This is a genomic window from Caenimonas sedimenti, assembly GCF_007833165.1.
Taxonomy (GTDB): Bacteria; Pseudomonadota; Gammaproteobacteria; order Burkholderiales; family Burkholderiaceae_C; genus Ramlibacter; species Ramlibacter sedimenti.
This window is the reverse complement of record NZ_VOBQ01000014.1, coordinates 73889-92995: the sequence shown is the minus strand read 5'-3', so window position 1 is coordinate 92995 and position 19107 is coordinate 73889. Positions and strand designations below refer to the sequence as shown.

Annotated in this window: 16 protein-coding genes; 9 read left to right on the top strand and 7 right to left on the bottom strand. The window is 68.7% G+C overall.

Annotation, left to right across the window (positions count from 1 at the left end):
- Positions 1-25: 25 nt before the first annotated feature.
- Positions 26-1429: an alpha,alpha-trehalose-phosphate synthase (UDP-forming) gene (otsA, locus tag FN976_RS17950; protein WP_145894422.1), complete on the top strand. Its 1404-nt coding sequence runs from the start codon at positions 26-28 to the stop codon at positions 1427-1429.
- 232 nt (positions 1430-1661) lie between these two features.
- Positions 1662-2180 carry a fasciclin domain-containing protein gene (locus FN976_RS17945; protein ID WP_255440585.1) on the top strand — a complete coding sequence of 173 codons (519 nt, stop codon included), beginning with the start codon at positions 1662-1664 and terminating at the stop codon, positions 2178-2180.
- Positions 2181-2200: 20 nt separating this feature from the next.
- Here the strand turns inward: FN976_RS17945 and FN976_RS17940 are convergent, their stop codons facing one another.
- From FN976_RS17940 to FN976_RS17930, 3 genes are all read right to left on the bottom strand, one after another.
- Positions 2201-5341, bottom strand: coding sequence for a right-handed parallel beta-helix repeat-containing protein (locus tag FN976_RS17940; protein WP_186510969.1), 3141 nt, complete (start codon positions 5339-5341; stop codon positions 2201-2203).
- Between the two features lie 82 nt (positions 5342-5423).
- A complete protein-coding gene (locus tag FN976_RS17935) occupies positions 5424-7154 on the bottom strand; it encodes an OPT/YSL family transporter (RefSeq protein ID WP_255440554.1) in 1731 nt (576 codons plus the stop codon).
- Between the two features lie 102 nt (positions 7155-7256).
- Positions 7257-8264, bottom strand: coding sequence for a fumarylacetoacetate hydrolase family protein (locus FN976_RS17930; protein WP_145894419.1), 1008 nt, complete (start codon positions 8262-8264; stop codon positions 7257-7259).
- 106 nt (positions 8265-8370) lie between these two features.
- On the opposite strand from FN976_RS17930, the gene FN976_RS17925 reads away from it, so the two are divergent.
- The 4 genes from FN976_RS17925 to FN976_RS17910 all read left to right on the top strand — a co-directional run bounded on the left by FN976_RS17925 (position 8371) and on the right by FN976_RS17910 (position 11310).
- Positions 8371-9150: an IclR family transcriptional regulator gene (locus FN976_RS17925; RefSeq protein ID WP_145894582.1), complete on the top strand. Its 780-nt coding sequence runs from the start codon at positions 8371-8373 to the stop codon at positions 9148-9150.
- The gene (locus tag FN976_RS17920; protein ID WP_222432841.1) at positions 9147-10175 is read left to right on the top strand and encodes a DUF3108 domain-containing protein; all 1029 of its coding nucleotides are present in this window, start codon (positions 9147-9149) and stop codon (positions 10173-10175) included. The genes FN976_RS17925 and FN976_RS17920 overlap by 4 nt, the downstream gene beginning before the upstream one ends.
- A gap of 108 nt (positions 10176-10283) precedes the next feature.
- Positions 10284-10556, top strand: coding sequence for a BTH_I0359 family protein (locus FN976_RS17915; RefSeq protein WP_145894417.1), 273 nt, complete (start codon positions 10284-10286; stop codon positions 10554-10556).
- A gap of 34 nt (positions 10557-10590) precedes the next feature.
- On the top strand, positions 10591-11310 hold the full coding sequence (locus FN976_RS17910) for a ChaN family lipoprotein (protein ID WP_145894416.1): 720 nt from the start codon (positions 10591-10593) through the stop codon (positions 11308-11310).
- A 13-nt stretch (positions 11311-11323) separates the two neighbouring features.
- Here the strand turns inward: FN976_RS17910 and FN976_RS17905 are convergent, their stop codons facing one another.
- The 3 genes from FN976_RS17905 to FN976_RS17895 form a co-directional block, all read right to left on the bottom strand.
- Positions 11324-11977 carry a glycosyltransferase family 2 protein gene (locus FN976_RS17905; RefSeq protein ID WP_145894415.1) on the bottom strand — a complete coding sequence of 218 codons (654 nt, stop codon included), beginning with the start codon at positions 11975-11977 and terminating at the stop codon, positions 11324-11326.
- Between the two features lie 13 nt (positions 11978-11990).
- On the bottom strand, positions 11991-13325 hold the full coding sequence (gene aptA / locus FN976_RS17900) for an omega-aminotransferase AptA (RefSeq protein ID WP_145894414.1): 1335 nt from the start codon (positions 13323-13325) through the stop codon (positions 11991-11993).
- Positions 13326-13387: 62 nt separating this feature from the next.
- Positions 13388-13771, bottom strand: coding sequence for a potassium channel family protein (locus FN976_RS17895; protein ID WP_186510965.1), 384 nt, complete (start codon positions 13769-13771; stop codon positions 13388-13390).
- 36 nt (positions 13772-13807) lie between these two features.
- Here FN976_RS17895 and purU point away from each other — a divergent pair, with 36 nt between their 5' ends.
- Entirely contained in the window at positions 13808-14656 is an 849-nt protein-coding gene (purU, locus tag FN976_RS17890) for a formyltetrahydrofolate deformylase (protein ID WP_145894412.1), read from the top strand.
- Between the two features lie 14 nt (positions 14657-14670).
- A complete protein-coding gene (locus FN976_RS17885) occupies positions 14671-15537 on the top strand; it encodes a LysR substrate-binding domain-containing protein (RefSeq protein WP_186510963.1) in 867 nt (288 codons plus the stop codon).
- 27 nt (positions 15538-15564) lie between these two features.
- Here FN976_RS17885 and FN976_RS17880 read toward each other — a convergent pair whose 3' ends face one another.
- Positions 15565-17409 (bottom strand): sigma-54-dependent Fis family transcriptional regulator, encoded by a 1845-nt coding sequence (locus FN976_RS17880; RefSeq protein WP_145894411.1) that lies wholly within the window; start codon positions 17407-17409, stop codon positions 15565-15567.
- A gap of 221 nt (positions 17410-17630) precedes the next feature.
- Here FN976_RS17880 and FN976_RS17875 point away from each other — a divergent pair, with 221 nt between their 5' ends.
- Positions 17631-19106 (top strand): benzaldehyde dehydrogenase, encoded by a 1476-nt coding sequence (locus FN976_RS17875; protein WP_145894410.1) that lies wholly within the window; start codon positions 17631-17633, stop codon positions 19104-19106.
- Position 19107: the final 1 nt, after the last annotated feature.

Sequence of the window (19107 nt, the reverse complement as noted above, 5' to 3'; positions counted from 1 at the left end):
CCTTCGGGCGGCCGGGCGGCGCGAATTGAGCCGGCTCGTCGTCATCTCCAACCGCGTCGCCGATCCGCGCAAGACTGCTGCCGGCGGCTTGGCCGTCGCCCTGGCGGAAGTGCTCAGCAACACGGGGGGCCTGTGGTTCGGCTGGAGCGGCAAGATCGTGCCGGAAGGCGCGAACGAAGCGCTGCACACGCAGCAGGCCGGCCCGGTGAAGCTGGCGACGGTCGACCTCACACAAGCCGACCACGACGCCTACTACCTGGGCTACTCGAACGGGGTGCTCTGGCCGGTGTTCCATTACCGGCTGGACCTGGCGGACTTCGACGCCGGCTACATCGCCGGCTACCGCCGCGTGAACCAGCAGTTCGCCCGCAAGCTGCTGCCGCTGCTGCGGCCGGACGACATCCTGTGGGTCCACGATTACCACCTGATCCCGCTGGCCGCGGAGCTGCGCGCGCTGGGCTGCAAGCAGCGGATCGGCTTCTTCCTGCACATCCCCTTGCCGCCGCCGCTGATGCTCGCCGCGATTCCCGGCCACGACTGGCTGGTGCGGGCCCTGTTCGCCTATGACCTCGTGGGGTTCCAGAGCAAGGCGGACCTGGGCCACTTCGCCGGCTACGTCGAGACCGAGGCGCATGCCCAGCCGGTGGAGCCGGGCCGCTGGCGTGCGTTCGGCCGCACCGTGCAGGCCGGCGCCTTCCCCATCGGCATCGACGTCGACGAATTCCAGGCGCTGACGCGCGCGCCCGAAGGCGCGGAGATGTACCAGCGCATGAAGAATGAATACTCGCGGCGCAAGCTGCTGGTGGGGGTCGATCGCCTCGACTACTCCAAGGGCCTGCCGCACCGCATGCGCGCCTTCCGCGAACTGCTCGCGAAGAACCCGGAGACGCGCAACAGCGCCACGCTGATCCAGATCGCCTCCCCGAGCCGCGAGGACGTCAGCGCGTACAACGACATCCTGCACGAGCTCGAAAGCCTGTGCGGCTCCATCAACGGCAATTTCGGCGAGCTGGACTGGATGCCGGTGCGCTACATGCACCGCACTGTGGCGCGCGCTCGCCTGCCGGGGCTGTACCGGGCGAGCCGCGTCGCGCTCGTCACGCCGCTGCGCGACGGCATGAACCTCGTCGCCAAGGAATTCATCGCGGCGCAGGACGAGGCCGATCCGGGTGTGCTGGTGCTCTCGCGCTTCGCCGGCGCGGCGGAGCAGATGAGGGAAGCGATGCTGGTGAACCCCTACGACACCGAAGGCACCGCCGCCGGCATCATGATGGCGCTGCAGATGCCGCTGGAGGAAAGGCGCAACCGCCACCAGGCGCTGCTGCAGACGCTCCGCCGCTACGACGTGCACTGGTGGTGCGACGGTTTCCTGCAGGCGCTGGACAGCGCGCAGGCCGAAGAGGCCGGCACTTCCTGGCTGCGGCTGTAACGCCCTGCTACGTTTTTCCGCATCCGGCGCGGCCGAGGCTCCGTATTGAAGTGCGAGGGTTGGCCATATCGCCAGCTCCATCGCCTCTCACAGGAGAATCCAAATGCAACGTCATCTGCTCGCGGTGTGTGCCGCTTCCCTTCTTGCCGCCGCCACTGGCTCCGCTTTCGCCGAGGGCTACGGCCGCGGCGTGGTCATCGACCAGAATGCATCCGTCCAGGGCTCCGGCGGCATGTCGTCTTCCACCAGCACCATGGGCAACATGGGTGCGACCAAGATGGTCGGCGGCGCCGCGATGTATCCCAGCAAGGACATCATCGACAACGCCGTCAACTCGAAGGACCACACCACGCTGGTCGCCGCGGTGAAGGCCGCCGGCCTGGTGGACACGCTGAAGGGCAATGGCCCGTTCACCGTCTTCGCGCCGACCAACACGGCGTTTTCCGCGCTGCCGGCCGGCACGGTCGACACCCTGCTGAAGCCTGAGAACAAGGGCACGCTCACCAGCGTGCTGACCTATCACGTGGTGCCGGGCCGCGTCGACGCCGCGGCGCTCGCGCAACAGATCAAGGCCGGCGGCGGCAAGGCCATGCTGAAAACGGCCAGCGGCGGCACCCTCACCGCCAGCATGCGCGGCAGCGACGTGCTGATCACCGATTCCAAGGGTGGCGCGGCAATCGTCACGACGTCCGACGTGTACCAGTCGAACGGCGTGATCCACGTCGTCGACAAGGTGCTGCTGCCGGGTTGAGCGTCCGGGGCCTGGTGGCCCTAGGAGTTCGCGGACCGGCTCTGCTCCAACCACGTGTAGCCGGCCCCCGACACCATGCTGTCGGCCAGCCGCACCAGCACCAGCATGTGCCGCGGCTGGCCCACCCAATTGGCGCCGCCCGCGAGGGCGGCGTTGGTGCGGTTGAAGGTGACGTTCGACGAGCCGAAGCCGACGACGAGGCGGACCACCGTCCAGGGCGGCAGCCCCGTGATGTTGGTGAGCGTGGTCGCGGCCGTGGCATAGAGAATGACCGTGAGTTCCCGCGTGCCGAACGGGAAGTCCGACAGGGCCAGCGTCGTGGACCCGCCCGACAGGGCGTACTCGCGCACCACGGCGACATCGGTGCCGAGCACGAAATTGCGCGTCGGATAGACCGCGCTGGATGCCGCCAAGTCCACCGGCGTCGTGCAGCGGGCGAACTGGTTGCCCGAGAGGCGCGGCCGCCGCGTCAATTGCGCGGTCTTGAACCCGACCAGGGCGGGAACCCCGCTCGTCACTTTCGGCGCATGGTTCACGTTCAGGACGGAGAGGTCGAAATTGCCGTTGCCGCTGGCCAGCACGCAGAACCCCTTGGTCTCGCCGGTGGCGGTGACCATGTCGGTGATCAGCGCCCCGTTCACCTGGCCGGTGCTGGAGCTCACGTCGATGGCGACGCCGTTCCATGCCGTGATCGTGTTGTCCGTGAGGTCCACGGAAGCCCGGAGCCGGGCGGAGATCGCTGGCGTCTCGGTGGCCTTGACGCCATAGCCCGCCACTTCGTTGTCGCGCGCCACGATCCCCAGGTCGGTGTTCGCCGGTGAGGCCACGCCGTCCAGCACGATGCCGCTGGCCGCGTTGGCCCAGTCGCCCGCAGTGCCATCACGCTTCCTGGCTGTCACCAGGCAATCGGCCACCTCGCAGCCGTTGCTCACGTAGTTCTGCAGGGAGGCCGAAGCGCTACCGGTCGAACACACGATGCCGCGCCGGCAGTTGAACAGCTGCGCGCCGGTGATGCGGACCTCATGGTTGCCCTGGTTGGCGATGCCGTCGCCGGCGACGTTCTCGACCACCACGCCTTCGATGCGCACCGAGCGCGAGAAGCTGGGCGCCCCGCTGTTGTTGTTGCTGCCCACCAGCAGCCCGAAGCCGTCGTTCGAGCTGGGGCGGATGTCGCCGACCTGCACACCCGCGGGCACCAGCACGTCGCGGCAGTCATTGAACGCGCAACCGATGGAGCCGCAATCGCGGAACAGCGACGAAGGCCCGAGCAGCACGCCTCGCGCCTGCGTCAGCACCATGCCGGCGAAGCCGAAGCCCCGCACCTGGACCTCGAGCACGAAATCGGTGAGCCCCGGGTCGCAGGCGATGCCGACCTCCCCGCTGACATAGGTGGTCGCGTTCGACGGGCCCGCGATGACGGGGTGGCCGGAGATGCGCACGCCGGACGCATACAACACGATCGAGCTGGTGCTGGCGCCGCCGGCGAAATCCAGCGTGACGCCGTCGTCGCAGGCCAGTTCCGTACCCGGCTGGACGATGCCGATGCCGGTGGCCAGCGTGTAGCTCCCCGCCGGCACGCGGATCCTGCCACCGGCGCTCAGGGCCTGCTGGAACGCTGCAGCATCATCAAGGCCGCTGTCGGGACGCGCGCCGAAGTCCAGCACGCTGACCTCCTGGAAGTCGCAGCGCACCCCGTTCAGGAGGTAGCGACCGGTCCAGCAGGGGCTGAACTTGTTGGCGCGGAACTTGATGTCCTCCGGCACCGGAAGCGACGGGTTCAGATCGAGCGCATAAGACGACCACGCGGGCCCCGTGAGATGGTTGCCGGTGATGGACAGGTCGCGCGAGCCGAAATCCGCATTGTCCGAGGCCACCACGCGCATGACGGGCATGGAGCCCGGCCCGTCTTCGTGGTACCAGCCGCCCTCGTGCAGGGCATTGCTGGCGATCACGCCACCGCGCATGGCCTTGATCTCCAGGGCCGACAGCTTGGCGTGATGCACCGAATTGCCGGTGACCAGGTTGCCGGTGGTCTTGTCCGCGTCGCCGCTCGCACCCGTGCCGTTCACCGAGATGCCGTGGCCGCCGCTGTTCTCCACCGTGTTGCCGCTGACGACGTTGTCGCGGCAGTTCCAGGCCAGGGAGATGGCGCCGGCGAAAGCATTGATCGCCGGGAGGCATTCGGTGAGTCTGGCGCCGGTGGTGAAAGCAACGGCGCTGAAGCCGCCCTGGCCACGGACGACCGTGAGGGTGTTGCCGGAACGGGCCGTGATCCAGATGAATTCCCGGCTGGCGCCCTGCTCCAGGATGGCGCCGGCGTGGGCGCCGCCGGTGGGCGACGAGAACGCCGAGCCGCTTGCGACCGTGACCGAGGTGGCCGAGCTGCTGATGCCCGCCGTGAGCGTCGAGCTGGGGTTGGGCGGCCCCCACACGCAATCGACCACGCGATTTCCGGAGATGACATTGCCCGCGCACGCCGGTTGCGTGTCGAAGGCGTAGACCGTGATGCCTTCATAGGTGGCGCCCTGGACCAGGTTGTCGGTGACGCGGCAACCGCTGGCGCCCGCGGACAGGTAGATGCCGTGCCGGCCACGCTCGAACCCCATGTGGAACTCGTTGCCGTGCACCAGCGCCCGGTTGGCGCCGACCAGCACGCCGTAGCCGTTGCCGCCGCCGTGGGTTCCGCCGAACAGCCGCTCGACCTGGCAGTTCAGGACGACGCCGTCGTCGCACAGCTCGTCGAACACCACGAAGTTGTGCATGCCATGGGCCGCGTCGGCGCCGCTGCACAGGATGCGTTCCAGCGCCAGCGAGGGGGCGGGGTAGGCGCTCTCGGTGAAAAAAGCGAAGGCGGCGTCCGTGTTCACCGCCGTGGCCAGGATGCCATTGACGCGGAAGTTGTGGAACCGCACGCCGGCCGCCCGCACCTTGAACACGCTCTTGGTGAGGTCGCCCTGGGTGACGATGGAGTCCCAGCCCGCGCCGAAGATCTGCTGGCCCGGCGTGGTGACCAGCACTTCGGTGCCGGTGAGGTTGGCGCCGGGCGGGATGTAGACGGGTTTGCCCGTCGCCACGGCCGCCTGCAGCGATGCCGCCGCGGCTGCGTCCACCCAATCGAGACAGCAGCAGTCTTCCCCGAAACTGAGTCCGGTTGTCGCCATGGCGCGTTCCCCCCTGAGCGCGCACCTTAGGCTGGATTCGGCGCGGACGCAAGAAGCCGGCGCGTTACAAGAAGTTCGCCGCCTAGAGCAGTACGAGCAAGCCCACCACGCCCAGGCCCAGGGCGGCCAGCGCATCGCCCGCGATCAGGCCGCCGCCGAACAGCGAGGTGGCGCTCATGTCGTCCGGCAAGTCCCGGCTTTCGTCGCGCCGCGCGGCGAGCAGGCTCGACACCACGCTGCCCGCACCGAACCAGAGCGAGGTCGGCAGGTTGACGAAGCCGCCGAACGACAACGCATAGGGCGATGGCACCAGCACGGCGTCGATGACGAAAGGCAACGGACGCCCGCCCGCCCGCGCACGCAGCCATTTGCGCAATGCCTCGATCACGAGGCCCAACGCGATGCCCAGAACGATGGCGGTGCGCTGGAAGGGCTTGTCGTCGCCCAGGCTGCGCAGCATGCCGACGAACTTGTACGTCATGGCCGAACTCCATTCGGCGGGCTGCTGCTCGGCCTTCATCACGGTCTGGTCCTGCAGCAGGATCGGGTACGCCGCCATGAACAGCTTCGCGAACGCCACGGCCAGCAGCGCACCGACCACGATGCCCAGCACCTGGTAGCGGAACTGCATGACACGGTTGGTGCCGAGGCGCCAGCCGGTGGAGCGGTCCTGCTGCATGTCGCAGGCCACGCTGGTCGACACCAGGAGCACGGTGCCGGCCATCAAACCAACACCCGGGTCCTTCAGGCCCAGCAACGCCATCAGCACCACCGCGACCACGAAGGCCGACGAGATGGGGTTCGAGTCGCTGACGCCGGTGGAGATGCCGTTCACCAGGGCAAACACGAACACCAGCGCGACGGCGAACAGCAGGAAGCCCACCGGTTGGCCGAGCAGCAGGTGGCCGGTCGCCACGGTCGCCGCGCCCCAGACCAGCACCCAGGCGACGAGCCGGCCGAAGTGCACGCGTTGCCAGTCGGCGGCGGGCGGCACGGGCGTCGCGTTGCGCCGCGCCGCCGGCAGAGCGCGCGCGAAGATGAGCGTCATGTCGACGATGGCCGCGCCCATGATCAGGCCGAGCGCGATCAGGAACGTGATCTTGCGGAACGGATCCCCCGCCTCCAGCCAGCCGATGCCGATGAACACCGGACGGAACGCCCAGCCCAGCAGGCCGCCGAGGACCACGGGGATGCCGATCCGCGCGCCCACCACCATGCCGGCGCCGAACGTCGACGCCGACAACTCGATGGTCCCGAGCCAGGCGACGCGTGTGGTGGCGAGGCCGATGCCCAGGCCCGCCGCCACACCGGTGGCCAGCTTGGCGATGGAGCGGCGCAGCAGCAGCGGGTCGGTCAGCGCGCGCAGGATGTTCGCCACCGCATGGCCCGACGGAAAGGGCAGCTGCATCCGGTCCACCAGGATCGGTGTGTAGAGCATGCCCACACCAACCCCGAACATGCCGATGCACAGCAGATAGATCACGAGTTGCCAGGCCGGCGGCTGCGGCAGGCCCATCCACACCATCGCCTGAACGAGCACACCCATCGCACTCATGCCCGCCACCGAGGCCGCGGCGGTCTGGATGTAGTTGGCGCCGTGCTTGCCGTCGGCGCCGTAGCCCGCGGTGACGGCCGAGCCGAGCAGCCCCGCCAGGACCTGCCCGCCGACGAAGAAGCCGAGCGAGAAATTCATGTAGGCCGCCGTCACGCCGGCCAGCGGACCCAGCACCAGCATGCCGGCGGCGGCCAGCAGCAGGTGGTATTTCCAGCTGCCGGAGGCGGGAAGCCAGGACCAGCGGGGAGGAGCCGACATCCCCCGACTATCCGTCATTCCCGCGGAGGCGGGAATCCCAGAGCCTGCCCCCGCGAAGGCGGGGGGCGCCCTGGATCCCCGCCTGCGCGGGGATGACGAAGCCTACGGCTTCGCCACCTTCTGCTCGATCGTCCCGAACACGCTCTGCCCGTCCTTGCCCTTCATCTCCAGCTTGATGGTGTCGCCGAACTTCATGAATTCGGTCGAAGGCTTGCCGTCCTGGATGGTCTCGATGGCGCGCTTTTCCGCGATGCAGCTGTAGCCCTTGGGCCACTCGGTCTTGCCGCTGCCGTTGTCCACGCCCTTGTTGCTGACGGTGCCGCTGCCCACGATGCTGCCGGCACGCACGTTGCGCGTCTTGGCGATGTGCGCGATCAGCTGGCCGAAGGAGAAGGTCATCTCCGGCCCCGCATCGCACATGCCGACCTTGCGGCCGTTCCAGCTGCTTTGCAGGGTGAGGTGGACCCGGCCACCCTGCCAGGCGTCACCCAGTTCGTCGGGCGTCACCGCCACCGGGCTGAACGCGGTGGCCGGCTTGCTCTGGAAGAAGCCGAAGCCCTTGGCCAGCTCGTTCGGGATCAGGTTGCGCAGGCTCCAGTCGTTGGCCAGCATCACGAGGCGCACACCCTCCAGCGCCTGGTCCGGCGTGGCGCCCATCTTCACGTCGCCGGTGACGACGGCGACTTCGGCTTCGAAGTCGATGCCCCAGTCCTCCGTGAGGAAGAATGCGTCGTCGGTCGGGCCGAGGAAGTCGTCGCTGCCACCCTGGTACATGAGCGGGTCTTCGTAGAAGCTCTTGGGCACTTCGCTGTTGCGCGCCGCCCGCACCAGCTCCACGTGGTTGATGAAGGCGGAGCCGTCCGCCCACTGATAGGCGCGCGGCAACGGCGCCATGCATTGCGCCGGATCGAAGGGGAATGCATGGCGCGCCTTGCCCTGGTTCAGCGTGTCGTACAGGTCCTGCAACTGGGGCGAGATGAAGCCCCAGTCGTCCAGCACCTGCTGCATCTTCGCGGCGATGCCGGTCGCATAATGGGCCGTCGCCAGGTCACGCGAGACCACGGCCAGCTGGCCGTCGCGCGAACCGTCTTTGAGCGTCGCAAGCTTCATCGAATTGCCCTTCGTGGTCGGAGGCGCTAGAGTCCGCCGGACACCGCGGAGACATTACGCATTGTGAAATGAATTTACCTAATCGTAATTCTACTAGGCTGGCATGGTGACCAAGGAACGCGCCGGAATCCAGTCCGTCGAAGTGGGTTTCGGCCTGCTCGAAGCGCTGGCGCAGGCACCCGGCCCCTTGATGCTGCGCGACCTGGCCAAGGCCGCCGGCATGAGTGCCGCCAAGGCCCACCGCTACCTCGTGAGCTTCCAGCGCCTGCAGCTGGTGGTGCAGGAGGGGGCCAGCACGCGCTACGACCTGGGCCCGGCGGCACTGAAGCTGGGGCTGGCGTCGCTGTCCCGGCTGGACGCGGTGAAGCTGGCGCGCGAGCGCGCGACCGCGCTGATGGAACAGATCGGCCACACGCTGGCGCTCGCCGTCTGGGGCAACCACGGGCCGACCATCGTGCATTGGGAAGAATCGCCGCACGCCGTGACCGTGAACCTGCGGCTGGGGGACGTGATGCCGCTGCTCACCTCGGCGACCGGCCTGTGCTTCGCCGCCTATGCCCCCAAGGAGGCGATCGCCCCGATGCTGCGCGAAGAGATGGCGCGGGCGCAGAAACAGGGGCGCACGGACGTGCCGGTGACCATGGCCGAAGTGCGCGCCGCCCTGGATGACGTGCGCAAGCGCGGCGCATCGCGGGTCGTGGACACCTTGCTGCCCGGCATCGTGGGTTTCTGCGTGCCGGTGTTCGACTCCGACGGGCACATGGCACTGGGCATGGTGGCCCTGGGCCCGTCGGGCAGCTTCGATGCGGAATGGGGCGGCGCGGCCGAAGGGCCGTTGCGCGCAGCTGCCGCGCAACTCTCCAGCGATCTCGGGTACCGCGGATGAACGCGGCGGCGGCACCCGTGTGGCGGCAACTCATGCCGCTCACGCTGGCCGTGCTCGCTGCCCACGCGGTGCTGCTGCGGATGCATGCGCAGGGCCTGGTGCAACCGGGAGCGGACGCGGTGCGCGGCTTCGTCACGCGCACCATCGCCGTTCCGCTTTCGACGCCGGCCGCCGTGAGCACCGCATCCGTCGCGACGCCGGCACCGCTCCAGCGGCCGGCGGACACGCCCAGGCCGCCCGCTGCCGCGCGTCCGGCCCCGCGTGAGACGTTGCCTGCGCTGCAGGCTGCTGCACCTGAATCCATGCCAACCAGCAGCGGGGAGTCGACCGGGCCCGCGCCAGCAGCGGAGCCCACGGCGGCCAGCACGGCCCCCCCGTCTTCCCAGTTCACCATTCCCGCACCCGCGCGCCTGCGTTACGACGTGGTCGCCGAAGTGCGCGGCATTCCGGTGCAGGGCAACGCCGAACTCGAATGGCGCCACGACGGAAACGAGTACGAGGCCAAGCTCTCGCTGCACGGGCTGCTGTTCCCCCGCCGCGAACAGCGCAGCAGCGGCCGCATCACCCCCGAGGGCCTGGCGCCCAAGGCCTTTTACGACAAGAGCCGCGGCGAGCAGGCCACCCATTTCGATCGCGAAGGCGGCCGGGTCATCTTCAGCAACAACCGGCCCGAGGCGCCGCTGGCCGCCGGGGCGCAGGACCGCCTGAGCGTGATGCTGCAACTCGCGGCCCTGGTCGGCGGCCAGCCCGCGCGCTACCCGCCCGGCGCGCAGATCGCCGTTCCCACGGCCAGTACGCGCGAGGCGGAAACCTGGTTTTTCGACGTGATCGCGGAGGAAGACCTCGCGTTGCCCGGCGGTGCGGTGCGGGCTTTGAAGCTGCAACGCAAGCCGCGCAAGGAGTTCGACCAGCAGATCGAACTGTGGCTCGCGCCCCGCATGGATTACGCCCCCGTGCGCCTGCGTCTGACAAACCCCAATGGCGATACGGTCGATCACCGCTGGTCCTCAACCGACAGGGGGTGACCCCCCTCGTGCCTACTGTGTACCCATGGCCCAAGGGGCTTGCTGCCAAGGTCGAGGGCCCTTGAAACGGGCGCCGCGGCAGCCAACTGGGAAGGCAAAGGAACCAACATGCAAATGCTCTATGACTCGGACGCGTTCGTCGTCGTGCACATGCAGGCCAACGAGCCGGCCGAGGGTGAAGCCCCTCCGCGCGTCGTGCGCCATGGCTTCGAAATCGTCGACAAGCGCTCCAACAAGGAGGTCTACCTCGACGGCATGTGGGCGGATGCCTTCCAGCGGCAGATCAATGCCTGGCAGCTGAATACCCCCACGCAGGAAGAGGTCGAAACCACGCTCGACGGCTACGCCGAACTGGCGCAGAACCCGCTCGTCATCCACTAACGGGGAGTCCTGGCGCGACGGTAGCATCTGCAGGATGCGACTTTCTCCGGCCTTCCTGGCCCTCTGGTTGAGCGGTTGCGCCTGGCTCGGGTCCTCCCACGCCGATGCCGTGCTGTTGGGCGAACAGCACGACGCGGCTTCCCATCGGGCGGCCCAGCTGCAATGGGTGGAGCGGCTCGCCAAAAGCCACACGCTCGCCGCCCTGGCCATGGAGATGGCCGAACAGGGGACCACCACGGCACACCTGCCCGCGAACGCCGACGAGGCGCAAGTGCGGGCGGCACTGAAGTGGAACACCGCGGGCTGGCCCTGGGAGACCTATGGCCCGGTCGTGATGGCCGCGGTGCGAGCGGGTGTGCCGGTGCTGGGGGCCAACCTGGCCCGGGACCGCATGCGCCCGGCCATGCAGGACGCCTCCCTGGACACTCTGTTGAGCCCTGCCGCCCTCCAGGCGCAACGGCAGGCGATCCGCGACGGGCACTGCGGCCTCTTGCCGGAAACGCAGATCGCGCCGATGACCCGTGTCCAGATCGCCCGTGACCGCGCCATGGCGCAGACCCTCGCGGCCGCGGCGCAGCGCGGGCGCACCGTGCTGCTGGTGGCCGGCGCGGGCCATGTGGATCCGTCACTCGGCGTGCCGCTGCACCTGCCGGGCACGCTGGCGGTGCGATCGGTGACGCTGCCGGCGCAACCGCCGGCCAGGAACTATTGCGAAGAGATGCGGCGCCAGATGGCGCCCGCGAACCCGTCCTGAGGCGGCGTGCGCTTCACTTGAAGACCTGGTCCAGCCAGATGGCGGAGGAGATCGACCCCTCGTGGGAGTGGTACACGGCGGTCCGGCGCTGGGAGACGTAGCAGCGGAACCGCGGCATCGTCACCTGGGCCACCACGTTGTCGGAGTAGCCGTGCGTGGTGTCTTCCAGCAGGTCCTGCAGCAGCTGCAGCGCGAACGCGCGGTTGAAGCACATCGTGGAACTCATGCCGCCGGGCGCGTGCGAGGCGAACTCGACGTCCTGCTGGTAGCGGTAGTCGCCGCCCTTGGTGAACAGGACGCCGCAGTAGCGGGAGATGGAAAAGTCGTAGTTGGCCAGTTCCTGCAGCCCGGCGGCGACGTGCTCGCGCAGGTACAGGTCGTCGTGGTCGGCCCAGAAGAAATGCGTGCAGCCATCGTCCAGCAGGTAGCGCAGCGGCGTGGCGTACCAATGGTGCTGCGGGATGCGCTGGGCCGTGTGGATCCACACGATGCGGGGCGCGATGCGCAGGTCGTTGACGCTCCAGACGTACGACTCCGGATGGCCGTTCTGGTGGACGCAGATCACGTCCGGCGGACGCGACTGCGCAGCGAGCTGCAGCACGCACGACCGCAGCAGCTCGGGCCGGTTGTACGTCGGCACCATCACGCCGACCCGCTGCGCGTCCACCGCCGTGCGCCGGCTAGGCGTGCTTGCGGATGGAGTCGGCCAGCGTGTTCACCAGCCGGTCGATGTGCGACTTCTCCACGATGTACGGCGGCGCGATCACCAGCACGTCGCCGGCCGGCCGCACCAGCGAACCATTGTTGAAGCAGTCGACGAAGATGTCGTAGGCGCGCTTGCCGGGGGAGCCGGCGATGGGCGCGAGTTCCACCGCCGCGGCCAGGCCCATGCTGCGGATCCCGATGACGTTGGGCAGGCCCTTGAACGTCGAATGGAAGGCATCGCCCAGCACCTTGCCCATCTCGCCCGCACGCTGGAACAGCGCTTCCTTTTGCAGCAGTTCCAGGGTGGCGATGGCGGCGGCGCACGCCACCGGATGGCCCGAATAGGTGTAGCCGTGGAAGAACTCGATGACGTGCTCGGGCGCATCGGTCTTCATCATCGCCTCGTACAGCTTGTCGCGGCACACCACGCCACCCAGCGGGATGACGCCGTTGGTGACGCACTTGGCGAAGGTGAGCATGTCCGGCACGACGCCGTAGAAGTCCGCGCCGAAGTTGGTGCCCAGCCGGCCGAAGCCGGTGATGACCTCGTCGAAGATCAGCAGGATGCCGTGCTTGTCGCAGATCTCGCGCAGGCGCTTCAGGTAGCCCTTGGGGGGCAGGTACCAGCCCGCCGAACCGGCGACGGGTTCGACGATGACGGCGGCCACGTTGCTCGGGTCGTGCAGCGGCAGGATGCGGTTCTCCAGCTCCAGCAGGATGTCCTCCTGCCATTCGGGCTCCTGGTGGTGGATGTAGGCGTTGTTCACCGGGTCGTGGATGAAGCGCAGGTGGTCCACACGCGGCAGGAACGCCGAACCGAACACCTTGCGGTTGGCGGGAATGCCGCCGACGCTCATGCCGCCGAAGCCGACGCCGTGGTAGCCCTTCTCCCGCCCGATGAACACCGTGCGGTGGCCCTCGCCGCGCGCGCGGTGATAGGCCAGCGCGACCTTCAACGCGGTGTCCGCGGCTTCGGAGCCGGAGTTGCAGAACAGCACCTTGTTGAGGTCGCCCGGGGCGAGCGCCGCGATCATCTCGGCGGCCTTGAACGCCTGGTCGTTCGACGCCTGGAACGCGGTCGCGTAGTCCAGCGTGTCGAGCTGCTTCTTGATGGCTTCGTTGATCGGCTTGCGGTTGTGGCCCGCGCCCACGCACCACAGGCTGGAGATGCCGTCGACGACCTTGCGGCCGTCGTGCGTGGTGAACTCCATGCCGTCGGCGCCGACGAAGATGCGCGGCGCTTTCTTGAATGCGCGATTCGGCGTGAAGGGCAACCAGTGGTTGTCCATGTTGAAGTCGGTAGTGGCCATGGCGGACTCCGGTGCAGCTGGGGGAGAAGCGGTCATTCTGGCACGCTCCCGGGGAACCCGGATCAGTAGTCCGGTGGCGGCTCATCCACCTCGACGCCCACCTTGTCGGCGATGCGCCGCAGCGTCCGCTCCGTCCATTCCTGCTCCGCGTGCGTGAACTTGTTGCGGTCCTCCAGCATGCTGGAGATGATGTTGCCGATGATCATCGGGATCACGCCGAAGATCCAGAGGTGGCCGAACACGATGCCGGTGAGCCGCCCCGGCACCGTGGCGGGCGCGAGATCACCGTAGCCGATGGTGAGGGCCGTGACGACGGCCCACCAGAGGCCGTCCCAGTAGCTCTTGGCCTCGAACCCGGCGAACAGCGCGGCCGCGCAGAGCAGGCTGGCCGCATAGATCAGGAGGATCATGTGCATCCGGTTGGCGACGTAGACCAGGGCTTTCATGGAGCTTCCTTTGCGGGAGTCTGGGACAATCCGGCGATGTCCCACGCGTACATTCTGACTCTCTCGTGCCCCGACCGTCCAGGCATCGTCCATGCCGTTTCGGGCTTCCTGTTCGAACGCGGCGGCAACATCGAAGAGGCGGCGCAATACAACGACCACGACACCGGCCTGTTCTTCATGCGCGTGCGCTTCGCCTGCGGGCAGCTCACGCCGGACGACCTGAAGCTGCAGCTGAAGGCGTTCGCCGAACCGTTCCGGATGGACTGGAGGCTGCATGCCGGCGACCAGCCGATGCGCACCGTGATCTGCGTGAGCCGCGAGGGCCACTGCCTGAACGACCTGCTGTTCCGCTGGAAGAGCGGCCTGCTCGCGCTCGACATCCGGGCCATCGTGTCGAACCACCGCGACTTCTACCAGCTCGCCGCCAGCTACAACGTGCCGTTCCACCATGTCGCGGTGACGGCCGCGACCAAGCCGCAGGCCGAGGCGAAGCTGCTGGAGGTGATCGAGGCGGAAGGCGCCGAGCTCGTGGTGCTCGCGCGCTACATGCAGATTCTCTCGGACGACCTGTGCCGCAAGCTGGCCGGCCGCGCCATCAACATCCACCACAGCTTCCTGCCCAGCTTCAAGGGCGCCAAGCCCTACTACCAGGCGCACGACCGTGGCGTGAAGCTGATCGGCGCCACGGCGCACTACGTGACGGCCGCGCTCGATGAAGGGCCGATCATCGAGCAGGATGTCGCGCGGGTGGACCACGGCTACACCGTCGAAGACCTGACCGCGGCCGGCCGTGACACCGAAAGCGTCGTCCTGGCCCGCGCGGTCAAGTGGCACAGCGAGCACCGGGTGCTGCTGAACGGCCACAAGACCGTGATCTTTCGCTGAAGATTGCGCTTGCCGTGACATCGCGCATCCCGCCCATCCAGTGCCTACACACCTTCGAGGCCCTCGCGCGGCTGCGCTCCGTCACCCACGCGGCCGAGGAGTTGTGCGTCACGCCGAGCGCGGTGAGCCACCGCGTGCGGCAGCTCGAACAGATCATCGGCACCAAGCTGTTCGGCCGTTCTGATTTTTCGCTGACGACGGAAGGCAGCGAATACCTCGCGCACGTGCGCGAAGGGCTGGCCGTGCTGGGGCGCTTCCCGGGGCGCGACAGCGGCGGCAAGCGCAAGCTGCGCGTGGCCGTGACGCCCACCTTCTCGCGCTCCGTGCTGATGCCGCGGCTGCGCGGCTTCATCGATGCCTACCCGGAGATCGACCTCACGCTGCAGGTGTCCATCCCGCTGCTGGACGTGGTGGCGGAAGACGCCGACCTGATGATCCGCTTCGGCACCGGCCGCTATGCCGACGTCGAACACGTCTGCCTGATGACCGACGAAGTCACGCCGCTCGCCTCGCCCGCCTACCTGCGCGAGAACGGGCCCTTCGACACGGTGGAGGAGCTGCAGGCCGCCAAGTTGATCAAGAGCCCGCTCGAGCCGTGGCGCACCTGGTTCCTGGCGCATGGCGTGGACGCCACCGAACCGGCCGAAGGCTCGTCGTTCAACGACATCGGCCTGATGTGCGACGCCGCGGCCCAGGGGCTGGGGATCGCGCTGGTCCGGCTGAAACTCGGGCATCCCTGGCTGGAAAGCGGCGCGCTGGAGCGCATCTCGGAGCGCAACGTGCCGAGTCCCCATGCGCACTACCTGTGCTGGCGCACGGGCACCATGGACCGCTGGGAATGCGCCGCCTTCGCCGAGTGGCTGCGCAAGAGCCTGGTCTAGGCCAGGGCCCGGCGGGACAGGCGCGGCTTACTGAACGATCCCGCGTTTGCGCGCGCGATAGGCAAGCTGCGGCCGCGTGATGCCCAGCAGGCGCGCGGCAGCGGACAGGTTGCCCCTGCATTGCGCGAGGGCCTGGCGCATCAGCGCGTCCTCCACCTGCGGCAGCGATTTCAAGCCCATCGCCCCCTCGGGTGGGAACGGCCCGGGTGGTCCCGCGGCGGCCGGTGGCGCGTTGCCAGCGGTGAGCACGCCCCGTTCGCCGTCCAGCCGCACCGACAGGACGCGCTTGTCCAGCGCTTCCCCGCCGCTGAAGACGTGGTGCACCTCGATCAGCTCGCCCTCGGGCGCGGCGATCAGCGCGCGCTCCACCAGGTTCTGCAGCTCGCGGATGTTGCCTGGGTAGTCGTAGTTCAGGAGCGCCTTGACGGCGGCCTGGCTGAAGCCGGTGGCGCGGCGGCCATGCTTGCGCGCGTAGTGCGCGAGGAACTGGCTCATCAGGAGCGGCACATCGTCGCGCCGCTCGCGCAGCGGCGGCAGGTGAATGGGAAAGACGTTCAGGCGGAAGAACAGGTCGTCGCGGAAGCGCCCCTCGCGCACCGCCTGGCGCAGGTCGACATTGGTGGCGGCGACGACGCGCGTGTCGACGCGGATGCTGCGGGTGCCGCCCACGCGCTCGATCTCGCCCTCCTGCAGCGCGCGCAGCAGCTTGCCCTGCGCCACGTAGCTCAGGGTGCCGATCTCGTCGAGAAAGAGCGTCCCGCCATGGGCGCGTTCGAATCGGCCGGGCCGGGCGGCGCCGGCGCCGGTGTAGGCGCCGCGCTCGACGCCGAACAGCTCCGACTCGATCAGCGTCTCGGGAATCGCCGCGCAGTTGACCGCCACGAACGGCTGCTCGCGGCGCGGGCTGATCCGGTGCAGCATGCTCGCGAACTTCTCCTTGCCCACGCCCGACTCGCCGGTGAACAACACCGTGGCTGAAGTGGCCGCCACCCGGTGCAGCGAATGGCAGGCCGCGTTGAAGGCCGAGGAGGCGCCCACCATCGCATCGCCATCTTTCGGCGCCTCCGGCAAGTCGGCGGCCTGCGGCGCCGCGCCTGCGTGGTGCGAGAAGTCCACGAATTCGCGCGCGCGCAGGTAGCGCAGGTCCTCCTGCACGTTGTCCCAGCGTTCGGCGGACTTGCCCACCACCCGGCAGTGCGACTCGCCCATGGAGCGGCAGGCCACTTCGCGAAACACCACCAGCCGGCCGAACAGCGTGCTGACGTACCCGGTGGCGTAGCCCACCTGCATCCAGCAGGCCGGCGCGCCGCCGATGCCGTAGGCGGCGATGTGCTCGTCGTCCTCGCTGGAATGGTGCCAGAGGAATTCGCCCTCGTAGTCCGAGGTGTCGGGGTCGTAGCGCGCGTGCACCAGCTCCACCTTCACCACGCCTTCGAGCGCATGCAGCCGCGTGCCGGCCATGGCAGCCGCCTGCGGCTCGGCATCCGGCCAGTGCTGGCGCACCAGTTGCGCGTCGCGCGCGCCGCTCACGTAGCCGGCGCGCGTGAGCAGGCCGCGCGCCTTGTCGGGGCCGAAGCTGTCGATCAGCTCGCGGCGGAGCGCGCCCAGCGCCTCGGTGTGCAGCAGCACCATGCGCTGGTCCTGGAGCCAGATGCGGCCGTCGCCGGGCGAGAAGAACAGGCACTCGCTGATGTCCGCGATGGTCGGGTGGACGTCGCTGCCGATGTGCGACGCGTCGAAGCGGCCCATCGCGCGGGCGGTTTCGGCGCCGTCGAAGCGGCCCAGGGCTGTTCCCGTGGCGCGCGCCACTTCGGCAAGCGACACGCGGCCCGCCGGTGGCGACGCCTGCGGCTTGGTGATTTTCGGTTTCATCAATTGATCAAGTTGCACGTCGATTTTTGACGAGGTGGTGAAAGTCAAGATCAGGGAAAACCAGCTCATCCGGGTCGCGCCAACGGACTCGGGAATACCCTGAAGTTCCCAGCGAAGAAGGCGCTCCCACCGCTGCATTCCAGCGCCGGAACGCAGCCCTTGGTATGCCCGTTGCGAAAGAGAAGACACCGATCGATTCTTTTTCAGCAAGGAGTGGACAAATGGGGATTTCCGAGAAGCTCGCGTTCCTGGACCCGGCGGCCTGGGCCGGCCAGGTGTTCGGCGGCGCATGGACCCGCCCGCGCGGCGGCGCGCGCGACGTCGTGGAGCCGGCCACCGGCCAGGCACTCGGCGCGGTCGGCATCGCCGACGCGCAGGACGTGGCGGCCGCGTGCTCGGCCGCCGCTTCGGCCCAGAAGGCCTGGGCGCAGGTGCTGCCGCGCGAGAAGGCGGCCGTGTTCCACCGGGCCGCCGCGCTGCTGCAGCAGCACTTCGACGAGCTGGCGCTCTATGTGGCGCGCGAAACCGGCGCCATCCTGCCCAAGGGCCAGCACGAAGTCCGCGAGGCGGTCACGCTGTGCCAGCTGGCCGCGGCCATGCCGCTGCAGGCGCAGGGCCAGGTGCTGGCAAGCGCGCCGGGCGTGACCAGCCTGGCGCGGCGCATGCCGCGCGGCGTGATCGGCGTGATCTCGCCCTTCAACTTCCCGTTGATCCTCACGATCCGCGCGGTGGCGCCGGCGCTGGCCGCGGGCAACGGCGTGGTGATCAAGCCCGACAGCCGCACGCCGGTGAGCGGCGGCTTCCTGATCGCTCGCGTGTTCGAGGAGGCAGGCCTGCCCGCCGGCCTGCTGCACGTGCTGCCCGGCGACGCGCCCACCGGCGAGGCGTTGGTGACCGATCCGCACGTGCCGATGATCGCCTTCACCGGCTCGCCCGCCGTGGGGCGCCGCATCGGCGAACTCGCCGGCCGGCACTTGAAGAAGGTGACGCTGGAGCTGGGCGGCGCCAATTCGCTGATCGTGCTGGAGGACGCCGACCTCGACCTGGCCGCCAGCAACGCCGCCTGGGGTGCATGGCTGCACCAGGGCCAGATCTGCATGGCCACCAACCGCATCATCGTGCACGAAAGCATCGCTCAGGCCTTCACGCAGCGGCTGGTCGCCAAGGCCCAGCACCTGCCGGTGGGCGACGGCGCCAGCGGCCAGGTGGCGCTGGGCCCGTTGATCGATGCGAAGCAGCGCGACCGCGTGCATGCCATCGTGCAGGACAGCATCGCGGCGGGCGCGAAGCTGCTGGCCGGCGGCAAGCACGAGGGCCTCTTCTACAAGCCCACCGTGCTCTCGGGCGTGAAGGCCGGCATGCGCGCCTACGACGAGGAGGTGTTCGGCCCGGTGGCCAACCTGCTCACCTTCGCCACCGACGACGAAGCCGTGCAGCTGGCCAACAACCACACCGGCAGCCTCGCTTCGGCGGTGATCTCGCCATCGCTCGGCCGCGCGATGGCGATCGCGCGGCAACTCAATTCCGGGATGGTCCACATCAACGACCAGACCGTGAACGACGAGTGCGTCAACCCCTTCGGCGGCCCCGGCATCGCGGGCAACGGCAGCAGCGTGGGCGGCCCGGCCGACTGGGAGGAATACACGCAGTGGCAGTGGCTGACCCTGAAGCAGGCGCCCCATCCCTATCCCTTCTGAG

What these genes read in the sequence shown, in the direction of transcription:
- FN976_RS17910 (WP_145894416.1), top strand. Translation starts at nt 10,591, where the DNA reads ATGCGACTTTCTCCGGCCTTCCTGGCCCTCTGGTTGAGCGGTTGCGCC.
- FN976_RS17945 (WP_255440585.1), top strand. Translation starts at nt 1,662, where the DNA reads ATGTCGTCTTCCACCAGCACCATGGGCAACATGGGTGCGACCAAGATG.
- FN976_RS17875 (WP_145894410.1), top strand. Translation starts at nt 17,631, where the DNA reads ATGGGGATTTCCGAGAAGCTCGCGTTCCTGGACCCGGCGGCCTGGGCC.
- FN976_RS17880 (WP_145894411.1), bottom strand. Translation starts at nt 17,409, where the DNA reads ATGAAACCGAAAATCACCAAGCCGCAGGCGTCGCCACCGGCGGGCCGC.
- FN976_RS17895 (WP_186510965.1), bottom strand. Translation starts at nt 13,771, where the DNA reads ATGAAAGCCCTGGTCTACGTCGCCAACCGGATGCACATGATCCTCCTG.
- FN976_RS17930 (WP_145894419.1), bottom strand. Translation starts at nt 8,264, where the DNA reads ATGAAGCTTGCGACGCTCAAAGACGGTTCGCGCGACGGCCAGCTGGCC.
- FN976_RS17935 (WP_255440554.1), bottom strand. Translation starts at nt 7,154, where the DNA reads ATGTCGGCTCCTCCCCGCTGGTCCTGGCTTCCCGCCTCCGGCAGCTGG.
- FN976_RS17920 (WP_222432841.1), top strand. Translation starts at nt 9,147, where the DNA reads ATGAACGCGGCGGCGGCACCCGTGTGGCGGCAACTCATGCCGCTCACG.
- aptA (WP_145894414.1), bottom strand. Translation starts at nt 13,325, where the DNA reads ATGGCCACTACCGACTTCAACATGGACAACCACTGGTTGCCCTTCACG.
- purU (WP_145894412.1), top strand. Translation starts at nt 13,808, where the DNA reads ATGTCCCACGCGTACATTCTGACTCTCTCGTGCCCCGACCGTCCAGGC.
- FN976_RS17940 (WP_186510969.1), bottom strand. Translation starts at nt 5,341, where the DNA reads ATGGCGACAACCGGACTCAGTTTCGGGGAAGACTGCTGCTGTCTCGAT.
- FN976_RS17915 (WP_145894417.1), top strand. Translation starts at nt 10,284, where the DNA reads ATGCAAATGCTCTATGACTCGGACGCGTTCGTCGTCGTGCACATGCAG.